Origin of the sequence: Taklimakanibacter lacteus (genome assembly GCA_003576695.1) — a bacterium.
GTDB classification, from domain to species: domain Bacteria; phylum Pseudomonadota; class Alphaproteobacteria; order Rhizobiales; family Aestuariivirgaceae; genus Taklimakanibacter; species Taklimakanibacter lacteus.
Map to the genome: position 1 here is coordinate 38,023 of QOZQ01000015.1, position 11,774 is coordinate 49,796.

19 protein-coding genes and 1 tRNA gene are annotated in these 11,774 nt (G+C 60.0%); 9 read left to right on the top strand and 11 right to left on the bottom strand.

Annotation, left to right across the window (positions count from 1 at the left end; translation table 11 throughout):
• Positions 1–592: 592 nt before the first annotated feature.
• The gene (locus tag DT068_RS25300; protein ID WP_119392685.1) at positions 593–1,549 is read right to left on the bottom strand and encodes a PLP-dependent cysteine synthase family protein; all 957 of its coding nucleotides are present in this window, start codon (positions 1,547–1,549) and stop codon (positions 593–595) included.
• Positions 1,550–1,593: 44 nt separating this feature from the next.
• On the opposite strand from DT068_RS25300, the gene DT068_RS25305 reads away from it, so the two are divergent.
• Positions 1,594–2,061: a MarR family winged helix-turn-helix transcriptional regulator gene (locus DT068_RS25305; RefSeq protein ID WP_119392686.1), complete on the top strand. Its 468-nt coding sequence runs from the start codon at positions 1,594–1,596 to the stop codon at positions 2,059–2,061.
• A 7-nt stretch (positions 2,062–2,068) separates the two neighbouring features.
• On the opposite strand, the gene DT068_RS25310 is transcribed toward DT068_RS25305, so the two are convergent.
• Both DT068_RS25310 and DT068_RS25315 read right to left on the bottom strand, forming a co-directional pair.
• Positions 2,069–2,365 carry a hypothetical protein gene (locus DT068_RS25310; RefSeq protein ID WP_119392687.1) on the bottom strand — a complete coding sequence of 99 codons (297 nt, stop codon included), beginning with the start codon at positions 2,363–2,365 and terminating at the stop codon, positions 2,069–2,071.
• A gap of 229 nt (positions 2,366–2,594) precedes the next feature.
• Positions 2,595–2,777, bottom strand: a complete 183-nt coding sequence (locus tag DT068_RS25315) for a DUF1127 domain-containing protein (RefSeq protein WP_162914443.1) — start codon at positions 2,775–2,777, stop codon at positions 2,595–2,597.
• A gap of 64 nt (positions 2,778–2,841) precedes the next feature.
• Here DT068_RS25315 and DT068_RS28210 point away from each other — a divergent pair, with 64 nt between their 5' ends.
• Positions 2,842–2,997 (top strand): hypothetical protein, encoded by a 156-nt coding sequence (locus tag DT068_RS28210; RefSeq protein ID WP_162914444.1) that lies wholly within the window; start codon positions 2,842–2,844, stop codon positions 2,995–2,997.
• Positions 2,998–3,016: 19 nt separating this feature from the next.
• Here the strand turns inward: DT068_RS28210 and DT068_RS25320 are convergent, their stop codons facing one another.
• Positions 3,017–3,811 (bottom strand): imm11 family protein, encoded by a 795-nt coding sequence (locus tag DT068_RS25320; protein WP_162914445.1) that lies wholly within the window; start codon positions 3,809–3,811, stop codon positions 3,017–3,019.
• 394 nt (positions 3,812–4,205) lie between these two features.
• On the opposite strand from DT068_RS25320, the gene DT068_RS25325 reads away from it, so the two are divergent.
• From DT068_RS25325 to DT068_RS25335, 3 genes are all read left to right on the top strand, one after another.
• A complete protein-coding gene (locus DT068_RS25325; RefSeq protein ID WP_119392690.1) occupies positions 4,206–4,511 on the top strand; it encodes a DUF2975 domain-containing protein in 306 nt (101 codons plus the stop codon).
• Between the two features lie 94 nt (positions 4,512–4,605).
• A tRNA-Arg gene (locus tag DT068_RS25330) sits at positions 4,606–4,682 on the top strand.
• A gap of 50 nt (positions 4,683–4,732) precedes the next feature.
• Positions 4,733–5,005: a hypothetical protein gene (locus DT068_RS25335; RefSeq protein ID WP_162914446.1), complete on the top strand. Its 273-nt coding sequence runs from the start codon at positions 4,733–4,735 to the stop codon at positions 5,003–5,005.
• Positions 5,006–5,036: 31 nt separating this feature from the next.
• Here DT068_RS25335 and DT068_RS25340 read toward each other — a convergent pair whose 3' ends face one another.
• Together DT068_RS25340 and DT068_RS25345 are read right to left on the bottom strand one after the other, a co-directional pair.
• Complete coding sequence (locus tag DT068_RS25340) at positions 5,037–5,465, bottom strand: hypothetical protein (RefSeq protein WP_162914447.1); 429 nt, start codon at positions 5,463–5,465, stop codon at positions 5,037–5,039.
• 14 nt (positions 5,466–5,479) lie between these two features.
• Entirely contained in the window at positions 5,480–5,821 is a 342-nt protein-coding gene (locus DT068_RS25345; protein ID WP_162914448.1) for a hypothetical protein, read from the bottom strand.
• A gap of 391 nt (positions 5,822–6,212) precedes the next feature.
• On the opposite strand from DT068_RS25345, the gene DT068_RS25350 reads away from it, so the two are divergent.
• Positions 6,213–6,824 carry a hypothetical protein gene (locus DT068_RS25350; protein WP_162914449.1) on the top strand — a complete coding sequence of 204 codons (612 nt, stop codon included), beginning with the start codon at positions 6,213–6,215 and terminating at the stop codon, positions 6,822–6,824.
• Positions 6,825–6,848: 24 nt separating this feature from the next.
• On the opposite strand, the gene DT068_RS25355 is transcribed toward DT068_RS25350, so the two are convergent.
• The 5 genes from DT068_RS25355 to DT068_RS25375 form a co-directional block, all read right to left on the bottom strand.
• Positions 6,849–7,100, bottom strand: coding sequence for a hypothetical protein (locus tag DT068_RS25355; protein ID WP_119392695.1), 252 nt, complete (start codon positions 7,098–7,100; stop codon positions 6,849–6,851).
• Between the two features lie 177 nt (positions 7,101–7,277).
• Positions 7,278–7,631 carry a hypothetical protein gene (locus tag DT068_RS25360; RefSeq protein WP_119392696.1) on the bottom strand — a complete coding sequence of 118 codons (354 nt, stop codon included), beginning with the start codon at positions 7,629–7,631 and terminating at the stop codon, positions 7,278–7,280.
• Positions 7,628–8,350: an N-acetylmuramoyl-L-alanine amidase gene (locus DT068_RS25365; protein ID WP_119392697.1), complete on the bottom strand. Its 723-nt coding sequence runs from the start codon at positions 8,348–8,350 to the stop codon at positions 7,628–7,630. The genes DT068_RS25360 and DT068_RS25365 overlap by 4 nt, the downstream gene beginning before the upstream one ends.
• Complete coding sequence (locus DT068_RS25370) at positions 8,350–9,171, bottom strand: trypsin-like peptidase domain-containing protein (protein WP_162914450.1); 822 nt, start codon at positions 9,169–9,171, stop codon at positions 8,350–8,352. Before DT068_RS25370 ends, DT068_RS25365 begins: the two co-directional genes overlap by 1 nt.
• A 170-nt stretch (positions 9,172–9,341) precedes the next feature.
• Positions 9,342–10,592, bottom strand: a complete 1,251-nt coding sequence (locus tag DT068_RS25375; RefSeq protein ID WP_119392699.1) for a hypothetical protein — start codon at positions 10,590–10,592, stop codon at positions 9,342–9,344.
• 21 nt (positions 10,593–10,613) lie between these two features.
• Here DT068_RS25375 and DT068_RS25380 point away from each other — a divergent pair, with 21 nt between their 5' ends.
• The 3 genes from DT068_RS25380 (at position 10,614) to DT068_RS25390 (ending at position 11,741) form a co-directional block, all read left to right on the top strand.
• Positions 10,614–10,862 (top strand): hypothetical protein, encoded by a 249-nt coding sequence (locus tag DT068_RS25380; RefSeq protein ID WP_119392700.1) that lies wholly within the window; start codon positions 10,614–10,616, stop codon positions 10,860–10,862.
• Positions 10,859–11,131 (top strand): hypothetical protein, encoded by a 273-nt coding sequence (locus DT068_RS25385; RefSeq protein ID WP_119392701.1) that lies wholly within the window; start codon positions 10,859–10,861, stop codon positions 11,129–11,131. Before DT068_RS25380 ends, DT068_RS25385 begins: the two co-directional genes overlap by 4 nt.
• Before the next feature lie 223 nt (positions 11,132–11,354).
• On the top strand, positions 11,355–11,741 hold the full coding sequence (locus DT068_RS25390; RefSeq protein WP_119392702.1) for a hypothetical protein: 387 nt from the start codon (positions 11,355–11,357) through the stop codon (positions 11,739–11,741).
• Positions 11,742–11,774: the final 33 nt, after the last annotated feature.

The following is an 11,774-nucleotide window of genomic DNA, read 5'->3' on the forward strand; positions in this document are numbered from 1 at the left end:
TTTTTATTGAAGAATATCGACGGAAGCCCTATGGGGCAGCCGCTCGGGGTTTGACGTGCGTCGCACTGCAATCTTAGATTGACAGCGATCTCAAGACCTGCCGTCTGCCGAATATCCTCTCCAAGCCCCGGAACGCAGGCCGGCACCCGCAAAATTGTCCAACTCCCTTGAGGTTGATTCGCCACGGAGGCAAATCAGACCTCGCACGCCCTGCCTCCCCTCCCCCGCGGCCCCACCTCAACGCTTCCTGAATATCTGCCAGGACTTCTGCAGGATGGGCAATGCTATCCTTCGTTCCAATCCACTTTTCAAGCAATGCTGTGTCCTGTCTACAACACCGCCTCACAAACCGACCAGGCATCAGCAATTTCGCCTGAACGACGATGGTGCTTGTGATAGGGGAGCTGGCGAAGGATGTCCTGCCGGCGTCGCGGCAGAATCAGGCCCTGGGGCCATACACCTTTCCACATAGATACCGAGGCCCGCATGATCTTCGGCTTAATGCGCCCTCACCGGAGACCATGCAGCGACGGGTCGGCTTTTGCCGGCCCGTTTTCATTTCACGGTCATGCCTGCCGGACGAATGTCCGCATCAGTGATCGCCAGACTCATGATCTGATGTCCCGTTATAGAGCTCCGTGCTCAGATACTTGATCCCGGAGTCGCACATCACCGTGACGACGGTGGCCTTAGGGCCCAGGCGCTTTCCGATCTCGATTGCGGCAACGAGATTGGCTCCGGTCGAGGTGCCGGCGAAGACGGCTTCACAGCGGGCAAGACGGCGGGACATGGCCATGGCGGCGGCAGTTGATACCGGCACGATCTCGGAGACCAGCTCCGGCCGCCATAGGGGAACGACGAAGCCGGCACCAACGCCTTCGATCCGATGGACACCACCCCTCCCCCCCGATAGAACCGCAGACTCCTCCGGCTCAACGGCCACGACCTGTATTTCGTGTCCGCGGCGGCGGAAGCCTTCGGCAACACCGCGCAGGGAAGCCGAAGTACCAGTGGCCTGCACAAAAGCGTCGATGCGGCCTCCTGTCTGCGCCAGCACCTCATCCGCCATGGCATGATAAGCGGGAAGCTGATCTTCATTCTTCAGCTGGTCGGTCCAGAAGGCACCGGTTCGCTCGGCGATCCGGCGCGCGGCCTCGATCATGCCGCGGGTCAGATCCGCATCCATGCCTCCGGCCTTGCTCGGGACAATGGTCAATTCGGCACCGAGAGCCGCCATGTGGCGACGCTTTTCGATACTGAAGGCATCAGATGTCACGATGCTGAGCGGATACCGTCTGGCGGCGCAAATCAGGGCCAGGGACACGCCCGTGCTGCCTCCGGTATATTCGACTACCCGGCCACCAGGCCTGAGCCGCCCGGACCGCTCGCCTGCCGCGATCATGGCGAGCGCCATTCGATCTTTCATGCTGCCCGTCGGGTTCTCGCTCTCCAGCTTCATGAGCATGCGAGCGCATCCCGCCGGCGCAAGCTGCGACACCTCCAGCAGAGAAGTGCGGCCAATACCGTCGATGATCGAAGTGATGGGCATTTTCACTATATCCATGTATCTACAACTATTGTATATACATCTTAATGGCAAGAATCAACCCCACCCGAAAGACCCTCGTCGCGGATGCCCGCCAAGCCGTCGCGACCTGCGTGGGTCTCAATGTCAGGCAGGCGGCGCGGCAGATCACGCGCGTCTTCGATGAGAGGCTCGCCGAGAGCGGCCTGACATTGGCCCAGTTCGGGCTCCTTGCCCACATTGCCGCCGCAGAGGACGACACGATCGGCGCACTTGCGCAACGCACCGGCCTCGAGCAATCGACCCTGTCGCGCAACCTGCGCCTTCTTGAATCAGCCGGGCTCGTCGAGATCGCCATCGTGGAGAGGGACTTGCGCCGGCGTCTCGTATGGCTCACCGAGAATGGAGCCCATCGGCTCGACAAGGCCTTGCCGGCGTGGCGGGCAACCAATAAGGCGCTGGCGAAAGTCGTCGGGCTGGAAGAAGCCAAAGCTCTTGCTGCCAGAAGCGCGCTTTTGCTGCCCGGCAGGGCTTAACAATTCATCACGCGGCGCCGCGCCGTCGCTTGCGGATCTGCGGACGCGATGGCGGCAGATCGCCTTTGATGGCGAATTGCAACGTCTCCCAATCTTCCGGCGTGAGCCCCTGAATCAGCATGGACTCGATGCGTCTGAACAGATCGGGGGCAATCTCGTTCACCCTGTAGAGGATATAACCCAATTGGTTCAATGCGTCGGCGCGCAGTTCCTTTGATGGCCGATCGCCCTCGCTGCCGCATAGACGAACGATGCCCATGATGCTGTTGATGAGATCCGTGTCATCGCGGGAGAGATCCGGCATGGCGTCAAAATACTGCAGCCACCGCTCTTTCCCAATGCTCTCGCCGATGAATATTTAACGTCGGCTATCAGCAGTCCTTCCGCCTGCTCGCAATTGAGGGAATTGTTTCCGCCTGGCGGAATTCAGCTCGCTCCTTGATTGCGCCGGACCGTGCGCGACGCCCTGGCATTGCATGATCAAGCCGTGCGCGCCTGCCCAGGGTATTGCCCCCCGAGCAGGTGCTGTCATATCAGGCGATCCGGTCGATCTCGCTGCGGCTGATGCCAATATCGTGCAGCATGCGGTCATCAAGCGACTGCAGCTGACGGCGCACCGCCTTCTTCGCATAATGCCGGCGAATCCGCTCGACCAGGCCAGGCAAAGACTTGTCATGGGCCTCGACCATGAAGCCGCGGGAAAGGTGACTGATCATCTTGTGCTCCATCAAATGAATTGAGGGCCGCGCTTTTAGGGGTCCATGGCGCAATCGGTGCTGAATGCCACATTCATCCGGGATTCATCTGGCAACCGCCATCACGCCCCATCTCGCGGACGATCTTGCCTTCTCGCTGAATTACCTGCCTGATCGCAAGCTGATCCTTGCCCGCCAAAATCCGGTGGCCGGCCTGTTCATCAGTGCGCCCGCCCCGTGAAAGCCCGCACGAATGGAGATCAGGCCTGTCTGCGCACCACGCCGGCCTCGGCCAGGAGGAGACCGCTGGGCAGGAAGTCCCCCAGCTTTGCCGTGAGCTCGCCGGAAATGAACCAGCCGGATTTGGCCCGTTTGTCGTAGAAGAAATGACGCGAGCCTATTCGCTCAATATCCAGAAAGACCTTGTCACCGGTGGATGTGCGAACCCAGAAGGTCGTACCATCCTGGCGTGCGCCCTTGCGGAAGCCGCCGAGCTTCGGGACGGTGCAATCGGTGTGCTCGAGGAACTGCATGAAGTGATAGCGGCAGCGGACACCGCCGTCCGGCGACATGATATCGATGGGATAGAAGGCGTGACGGCCCTCCTCCAGCTCGACGATCGCCTTCATCACCCGATCCGATACGACGTTGACATGCAGAATCTGCGAGAATTCCGGCAATATCTTCGGCGCATTGACCTTCAGGGTCACCTGCTTGATCACATGATCGGGGTCGACCGGCTGATAGGGCCAGAGATGAAACACGTCATGCGGCTTGTAGTCGGTTCCATTGCGCAGCTGATACGCTTCGATACGGCGCGTCTTCAACCGGCTCTCTTCTTCAGTATCCCAGGTCACCAGGTCGTTGAGGGGCCGGATGCGGTTCTGATAGGTCTCGAGAATCTCGAAGAACGTGCGGTCACTGACTTCAGCAAAGCCCGGGACGGTGAAAGCGGGCTTGACGACCGGAATGGAGGCGGCAACCGGAGTTGGACCGGCGATCGGAACGGGAGCCGCAACAGGAGCAGGGATGGGGGCCGTAGCGGCCGCCGCCATGATGACCTGCGGCGCCGGCGGCGGCACTTTCGGGCCAAATAAAAGCTTGTCAAAGAACCCCATACGCAGACCCTACGCAACTTACTGGCTGGATAGCTTTATCGAATTATCGTTAAGGAAGACTTGCGATAGCCATCCCGTGCCCTCCAGCGAAAGGGCCCGGACGCAGGGGAGACGCCGGGCCCAGGTCGTTTCAGGATTTGAGCGCGTTGGGAGCGCGCAACCCGACCCTAGCAACCGGCGATCACCAAACAATTTCTCGCGCTCCGGTGAATTGAATACAATCATCGGCAATTTCCACCACCTGCCGGCGGCGCCGGCGGCGATCATCTCGAATGTGCGACAACTTTGCCCGTTGAGATCGCAGCCAAGCCGTCACAACGGATATTCCGCCATGACCTTCGATCCGACCGGTCCCCAGCCTGAATCTCCGTCCCGCCATGCGCCCGGACTTAGCCTGGGCCGCATCATCGGCGGCACCGTCCTACTGGCGGCGCTGACGGTGGCTGGAACCTATCTTTTCGGCGGTTTCTCCGGCGTGAGCACCGCCGGGATCATCGCGCTCATCCTTGGCGTTACATTCTCCTACGCCCTCGGCGTGGGCCTCATGGTCGCCGTCTTCCACAGCAGCCGATTTTACGATGACAGCGCCCATGATGCCGCGCGCGATCATTTCAAGGATCGTCACGATGATTCCTGATATAATTAACTGACTGGTTAATTTATTATATGGATATGAAAAACCGCCCATGCGGTCATTGCGAGGCTCGGGCGAGCAGACTAGATCAAGGCGGGGCCCCGTAGCTCAATTGGATAGAGCATCAGACTTCGAATCTGAGGGTTGCGCGTTCAAATCGTGCCGGGGTCACCAAAAGCTGCAATCTGCGCATGGCGCAGGCAGGGCTGAAAGGAAGCGGCACGATGGCCCAGCAGGACGTGAAGCCGGCGCCGATACGCAAGGCAGACAAATCCACATGGCCACCGGGGGTCCGCGCCATCACCGCTGACGAGCTCGAGGCGATCGGCGTCGATCACCGCGGCGACCTCTATTGGCATGGCAAGCATGTGCAGGTGCGGCATCCGCTGGTGCTGAACTTCTGGCACACGCTTCTTGCCACCGGCACGGCGCTTTCCGCGATCGCGCTCGGGCTCATTGAAGCCATCAGGTTCTGTCTGGAGATCTGGGCGCGTTGAAGCGCACCCGCCTCGGACAGCCGCCGACGACCTACTCCCACAAATGCGGCGTCTCCTTGTCATTCCTGGTTTCGGTGGCACTGGCGCAGAAAGCATCCTTCCGGGCGGCACCTTCGGCGAGGAACAAGCCATAGGACGTGCCGATCGCAATCAGGATGCCCGTCTGCCTTTCGAGCTTCAGCTCGTCGGAGAGCTTGTCGCCGCCTGAATTCACGATGGCGTTGACGGCCTTGGCATATTTGACATTGTCGATCTCGAAGCCGGCGCACAGACGCGACACTGCCGCCTGATAGGCAAGGCCGTTCACGGTCGCGAATTGCTGGGGTGTCAGCACACCCTCCTGCTCCTCGATCGCCGCCTTCCAGGCATCATCCAGACGGTGGTCATCGGCAGTGGGCTGGGCCGCCGCCGCGGAAGCGAATGCCAGGACACCGGCCATGGCGCAAATTGCAGTCTTCATGTTTCGCATTCCTCTCAGTAGCCGAATACCCGGGCTGTCCATTTGTAGGCGAAACCGCCATCGACACCGTAGCAGGCACGCTGCATCGGATAGCAGATGACGGCGGGCGTCGGCATGAAGCTCTGATTCCACGCCGGATTGTAGCCGCCCGGGCCATAGGGCGGGACGTAGCCCGGATAATAGACATCACGGTGATGATGATGCTTCTTGGAGAGGGCCGCGCCGACGGCAAGCCCGATGACACCACCCGCAACGGCGGCACCGGCGTCGTCGGCATGCGCTGTGGAAGCGGATAGCCCCGCGGCCGGCAGCAAGGCCAGGCTCAAGCCCAGACAAAGAATTCTCCTGGATATCATTGTGACCCTCCGCTCAACGTGGTGCCATAGTATTGCTGAAGCGGAGATGTGACAGTCAAGCAACATCGACTTCGGGCGGGATGAATTTCGAGGATCGCCGCCACTTTCAGCCAGGGGTTCCCGGCCGCTCAACCTCCGGCGTGGTCCTTGGCCATGGAAGACGCCATCCCGATTCGGGATATCGGGTCGGGAAAATGCCTTTGCCGGTGCGATGGGCGGGAATCCGCTTCCCCGGGCACAGGCAAGTGCCCGAAATCGCACGCCAAAGTTTTGCCACAGGCGGGTGGGAGAGGACTCTGGTATTGTTGATTAATATCTAAATTTATAGAAATATTGGCTTGATCCGCTTACTGACGAGATGAAACCATAGGTTGGCTGGACGTAGTTGATCGTGAACCATGAGATCGTACTGAAAAGGGGGCGGCTGGCGTCTGCGGCGCTGGTCTTCGCTTTCTTTGCGATGTCGCAATGGGCGCATGGCGAATGCTTGAGCCCCTCCGCCGAGGTCGGCGCGACCGCGACCACCGTCTATCGCTGCTCGGAAGAAACGCTCCCTTCGGCAAAGCAGCCTTTGCTCGCCGGTCCGGAAAAGACGACGACGGTTGAGCGTGGATCTGCCGATGTTCCCTGGTTCGAGCCGACGCCCCAGGCGACGGCCATCAAGCCCGCAAAGGCCGCGCCTGAAATGCCGGCTGCGGTTTCAGTGCCGGAGAAGAAGGATGTAGAAACGGCAAAGGCCACGCCCGAGCCTGAAGAGCAAGCCGCGCCCAAGCGTGAACGGCCCAAGGCAAAAGCGAAACCATCGGCCAGGAAGAAGGTGGCGGCCAAGAAAAAGAAGAAGAAGAAAGCCCGGATCGCCAAGTCCCAGAAGCCAAAGGCAAAGGCGGTTGAGCAGCCGGCGCCGGCCACTGCCGAGGCAAAGCCTGCCGATGACAAGACGATCGTCTGGACAAAGAAGGACATGTCGCTCGGCAGCCGCATCACGAACTGGCTCGGCCTGTAAGTCCGTTCCGAAGAAGCAGATCCGCTATTGATGGATGCGACGTATATTGGCTCGCCACAGTAAGCGCGTGATAATTCGCTCCGCCTTGGCGACGCGATCTTCCGGAGCTTCCGGAAAGGCCATATGGATCCCCTCATGAATAAGCGTCGACAGCCACTGGCGAGGCTCCAGGCGAGGGTCGATCTCTATCAATCCCTCTTCGGTGAAGGCCTGGCCGGCGGCGCGTTCGCGTCCAAGCTTGCGTTCCGCGAGGATCAGTTTTCTCGGCATGGTCATCTTTTCTCGCGCACAGTGCGATAGAATTTCTGCCAGTCGCGGCGCTTTCCCTCGCAGACCCTGAGGGCGGCACGGTTCTGGTAGAGAGCCTGGACGGCATCCTGACCGACCGAGACATGCGGAAAGTCGCACCTGTTCTGCAGTCTTGCCGGTGCTTCAGGGAGTGGGACCCTTACATCAGGGGCTTTCGTCGATCCGGCGCACGCCGTCAACATGCTCGCGAGTAAGAGGGCAGGATTTATCGCTCTGCATCGCATCGATCAGTTCCTTGAGTTTCTGTTCTTCCGCTTCGGCGGCGCGCGCATCGGCTTCGGCCTGCCGGGCGATGACCTCGTTGGCGATGAGATCCGCCTTGATCTGGGCAATGACCGCCTCATACGCCCTGATCCGTTCCGAATAGACGCCGGCCAGATAGAGTTTTGTCGAAATCCAGACGGCAAAGGCCAGGCCGAGCGCCCCCATGAAGAGCCAAATCGCGCTCTTGAGGCCAAGGCCGCCAAGCCCAAGACGGGTGAGGATCCAGGCGATCATAGGCCCACCAGCCTGTCCCACAGGCGCTCGCGACGCTCATACCCCATGAGATAGAGGGCAAGGCACACCAGCAGGATAAGACCGAGGATCATTGCCGTGATGCTCAGCCAGTCCAGGCCATAACCCAGCCCCGCCAGCGACCCCACGCCACCCGATCCGAGGATTGCCGTCCACCATTTGGCCGGGGCTGTTTCCTGCCCGGACAGATCGTCGTCGGCTTCGTCGCCATCCTCCGATTCCCGTTTGATCGCCCGCAGCATCGATGCCGTGACGAGGCGCATCGGCGGCGCTGCCCGCAACCCATTTGTCTGGGCCCACTCGATGGCGCCGAAGCATGGGCATGCCTTGGCAACCCCCGGAAAGTCGCGATGACCAATAATGAGCGCGTGGGGATAACGCGACTGCAGCTCGGCCAGGAGCTGCCTGAGGGCCAGCCACTGGGCTTCGGTGAAGTTGTTCTGTGGCTTCTGCGCCTTGTTGACGCCCCCGACGAGACACACGCCCAGGCTGCTCGCATTGTGGTATTTGACATGGCTGCCGATCTCGGCGGCCGGACGGCCCGTCTCAATCGCGCCGTTCCGCCGGACGACGAAATGGTAGCCGATATTGCTCCAGCCCTTGGCCATGTGCCACTGGCGAATCTCGGCCGCCCCGATATCGTGCGCAGGTGGCGTCGCCGAGCAGTGCAGGACGATATAATCGGTCGTTCTCCTGAGCATCAGCGCACCATGCGGGCCACGAGGAAAAACCAGGTCGAAAACCAAGATGCGGACGTGCGATGAACGATCGATGCCGGATCTTGCGGGCCGCCGTGCCGGCCGGTCCGGCCGTCCCCGGACGGCGCCTTGTCCGGCCTTGATGCGTCGCCAACGATGTCCGGAAAGCCACTGCGGCGCAGAAGCGCCTTAGTCGCGGAAATGGGCACGGCGAAGTTGATGCCGGCGCCCCGCATGCCGGCATCGAGCGTGCCCACGAGCTCGCCTCTTTCATTCAGAACCGATCCGCCGGAATTGCCGCCAATGCTGGCAGCGTCGATCTGGAATACCTTGATCGGCTTGCCGCCAATGGTCAGCGTGCGCTCGGTCGACGAGACGATGCCTTTGGTGACGGAATTGTCCAGGACCACGCCCGGATTGCCGACCACATAAATCGTCTGCCCGCGCATCAGCCTATGGCTGTCGGGTGCCAGGGGCGCCTCCATCGAGGCGCTGAAATCCGCATCGGCGATCTGCAGGATAGCTACATCGTTCTGGCTGTCATTACCTTTTATCCGCGCGACAAAATGCCGGGACGAGATGACTTCGTAATCACGCGTCGTGTTTTGCCAGACTTCAAGGTCCAGCTTTTTCTCGATCATCTTCCTGGTGACTTCGCCGGTAATGGGATCGACGAATTCCTCCGTCGTCCGGGTGATCCGGTCGGAAACGCAATGCGACGCCGTCAGCACAAGGCGGTGCTTGCGCGAGATGATCGTGCCGGAGCAGAGCCCGTCGCCGCCAACGCCAACCACGACATTCGTCTGGTCGATCTGCTGGCCCATCTTGGCGAGATCCCAGCCCTCCACCGCCCAGGCATTCTCATCCGCTGAGGGAGCAAGAAATCCGAGCGCGCAGGCGAGCGCAGTCGGCCAATATTTGGCTTTCATGAGGATGTTCCTTTTTGTGAAGAGGTGAGAGGCGTTGCTGATGCCGACGTCAGCAACCTGAAATGCTATTCATACACGACGAAAATTACCTTCCACCGGTTCGTCGTAATGATCGCGGCATTGCCAGAAGAGTTCACAAGGGTTGGATTAAGCTCGCCGGCATTGATGAAAACTGTAGTTGTATTAACGCCCTGTGTAACGGAGCGTCCGCCTGTATCACTGTCACTCGCACTCACCAGGCGGACGCGGTCACCCGGGGTGAAGCTGAGTTCAGCCACAACGTTTTCGAGCCAAACTTCAAATAGTGAAGGACGGCGTCCGAGGCCATGTGCTTGAGCGGTTTGCGTGCTCAATACAAAGGTGCCTTTGTCATACTCTTTCCAAAAGCCTATCGAATTTTTTCCCTCCGACCAGAGATGCTTGACCAGAGCTACCTTAGCCGCGCTGTGGTCCTCAATGATTTGGTAGTTGTAGACGGTCTTACTATTGGCCGTGGAGTCGAGATCGAAAACCACTTGCCCGCCAGACTGTTTGAAAATGGCGTTTGGCGTCAGTGACCACCCACCGGTCCCGTCTTGCTGCACGACAATGAGACCGCTTTGGCCGGTGTTCATGTTGGTGGGCGCGCCGAGGCTGCGGGACGCCGAAAGCACGATACGGACATTTGCGCTCGTCGCGCTCATGTCCCAGTCGATGGTGGCCGCATCCGCGAGCGTGCTTACGGGCGAGACGATCGGTCTGGTGAAGGTCTGCTTTTCCGTGAACACATTGGCTTCCGCCCCCGTCATCGGGGCGAAATTCAACAGAAGGACATCTGTCCCATCATAGACGCAATCGCAGACATGGCCGGCGCCTGCTATGTCGCCGGGCTCGAGGGCGGCGCCATTCAGCTTCTTGATCGTCCTGGTGCCCAGCCCATCGACATTGATCGTCGGATTGACAACAACATTGGCGAAGCCTGCCGTGAACCGGAAGCGCATTTTGGCCGTGTATGCGGCGAACGCCGGAGAGAAGGCCGCCGTGATGGCATCCGCCGTCCCGCCGGTCGCCGTCGCATGCGCGATGACGCCGGCCTGGGCCTGGCCGAGATTGACGCTGTCGGCCGCGGCCGCTCCCGCCCCCAGATTGATGAGCTTGTTGTCGCCCATGGACTGATTGCCCTGGAACGGCGCGGTTCCATCGACATTGATGCTGTCGGTCAGGGCCTGGGAAATGTCTGCAACCACGGAATTATAGTCGGCGCTTTCGATGGTGGTGTTGGGTACAGCGGCTGTACCGGCTGGCGGTCCATAGATGCCGGAACCGTTTCTGGGCATGGATGTTCCTCATTAAAGGCGTTGAAGATCCCCTTCGGGGTCTGGAATTACGCCGCGGAATTGTTATTCTGGCTGCCCATGAGCGGGCCTGAGACCGACTGGGGCAGACTGGCGGTGGTGCTGGTGCTGCTGGTTGTCTTGTTCGGGGCGGCCTTGGGCTCAAAATGGCTTATAGTGAGCACGAACTGGGGGATATGGGCCGTCCTGCTCGCGCTTGTAATCATTGCTTTGGGGTTTGTGATCGTGAACTGGCGAGGAAAATTCAAATGACCACAATGCTGATCGACAATCGCCGGGACCGGGGAGCAATTCTGACCCACTTCGTCATTTGCGCCCTGGTCGCCGCGGCCGGCGTCCTGGCCTATCTCTATGTCAACACGCTTGGCGTCAATTTCTCGCGTGAGCGTGACAATGTGGGAAACACCTATTGCCTGTACTGGATGCCGTTCGAGAATTTCGAGAACAGCATCGCTGACCAGCCCGATGCCTATGCCTGCCCCACATTCGGCAAGCCGGCAAAGCCCATCGCGCAAAGCTGAGAATTCGTTGCGGTCTGCCGTCCGGATCGGCTTCGGGTCACCAACCTTGGCACGGCCAGGCAGCTGGTCTGACGCGCTTCCCGGCGAAGCGGAATCGCTTCGCCAAAAAGGATTCGCGCCAAATCAATATCTTGGAGCAAATCCTTATCGCCAAAGTCTTCAACTTTGGCGGGATTTGCTCTAGTGTCGCCTGCGATTTCAGTTTCCGGGGAGCTTTTTTGATATGACGACGTTCGATCCCAATGGCATCGGCGCCACCAGTGTCGCGGATGGCGGGAACACCATCAGCGTCACCTTCGATACCGCCGATGCCGGTATCATGACCCTCAATCTGCCGGTGTCGCTCAGCGGCCATCTGATCCGGCTGCTCTCCGCCAGAACGCAGGAAGCGCATAAGCAGCTGCAGAAAGCCGGAAAAAAGACGGAGTTTCTGAGCGAGATCGCCGATGTGAAGACGCTGAGCGTCGGTGGCGCCAAGGGTTTTCCCGATCCGATCCTCAGCCTCGAAACCAAGGATGGCGTGGTCACCGCCTATCAGGTTCCCGCCAACATCCTGCAAAGGCTGGCGGTTGGCCTGACCAAGCTCTTCGCCGGCGAGAAGCCGAACTGAGGTCATATGAGAGCGCCTGACGACATTCGAAAC

What these genes read in the sequence shown, in the direction of transcription:
- DT068_RS25355 (WP_119392695.1), bottom strand. Translation starts at nt 7,100, where the DNA reads ATGACCATGCCGAGAAAACTGATCCTCGCGGAACGCAAGCTTGGACGC.
- DT068_RS25300 (WP_119392685.1), bottom strand. Translation starts at nt 1,549, where the DNA reads ATGCCCATCACTTCGATCATCGACGGTATTGGCCGCACTTCTCTGCTG.
- DT068_RS25345 (WP_162914448.1), bottom strand. Translation starts at nt 5,821, where the DNA reads ATGATATCCAGGAGAATTCTTTGTCTGGGCTTGAGCCTGGCCTTGCTG.
- DT068_RS25360 (WP_119392696.1), bottom strand. Translation starts at nt 7,631, where the DNA reads ATGATCGCCTGGATCCTCACCCGTCTTGGGCTTGGCGGCCTTGGCCTC.
- DT068_RS25375 (WP_119392699.1), bottom strand. Translation starts at nt 10,592, where the DNA reads ATGCCCAGAAACGGTTCCGGCATCTATGGACCGCCAGCCGGTACAGCC.
- DT068_RS25310 (WP_119392687.1), bottom strand. Translation starts at nt 2,365, where the DNA reads ATGCCGGATCTCTCCCGCGATGACACGGATCTCATCAACAGCATCATG.
- DT068_RS25385 (WP_119392701.1), top strand. Translation starts at nt 10,859, where the DNA reads ATGACCACAATGCTGATCGACAATCGCCGGGACCGGGGAGCAATTCTG.
- DT068_RS25340 (WP_162914447.1), bottom strand. Translation starts at nt 5,465, where the DNA reads ATGAAGACTGCAATTTGCGCCATGGCCGGTGTCCTGGCATTCGCTTCC.
- DT068_RS25320 (WP_162914445.1), bottom strand. Translation starts at nt 3,811, where the DNA reads ATGGCGGCGGCCGCTACGGCCCCCATCCCTGCTCCTGTTGCGGCTCCC.
- DT068_RS25305 (WP_119392686.1), top strand. Translation starts at nt 1,594, where the DNA reads ATGGCAAGAATCAACCCCACCCGAAAGACCCTCGTCGCGGATGCCCGC.
- DT068_RS25390 (WP_119392702.1), top strand. Translation starts at nt 11,355, where the DNA reads ATGACGACGTTCGATCCCAATGGCATCGGCGCCACCAGTGTCGCGGAT.
- DT068_RS25315 (WP_162914443.1), bottom strand. Translation starts at nt 2,777, where the DNA reads ATGATCAGTCACCTTTCCCGCGGCTTCATGGTCGAGGCCCATGACAAG.
- DT068_RS25325 (WP_119392690.1), top strand. Translation starts at nt 4,206, where the DNA reads ATGACCTTCGATCCGACCGGTCCCCAGCCTGAATCTCCGTCCCGCCAT.
- DT068_RS25370 (WP_162914450.1), bottom strand. Translation starts at nt 9,171, where the DNA reads ATGGGCCAGCAGATCGACCAGACGAATGTCGTGGTTGGCGTTGGCGGC.
- DT068_RS25365 (WP_119392697.1), bottom strand. Translation starts at nt 8,350, where the DNA reads ATGCTCAGGAGAACGACCGATTATATCGTCCTGCACTGCTCGGCGACG.
- DT068_RS28210 (WP_162914444.1), top strand. Translation starts at nt 2,842, where the DNA reads ATGCCACATTCATCCGGGATTCATCTGGCAACCGCCATCACGCCCCAT.
- DT068_RS25335 (WP_162914446.1), top strand. Translation starts at nt 4,733, where the DNA reads ATGGCCCAGCAGGACGTGAAGCCGGCGCCGATACGCAAGGCAGACAAA.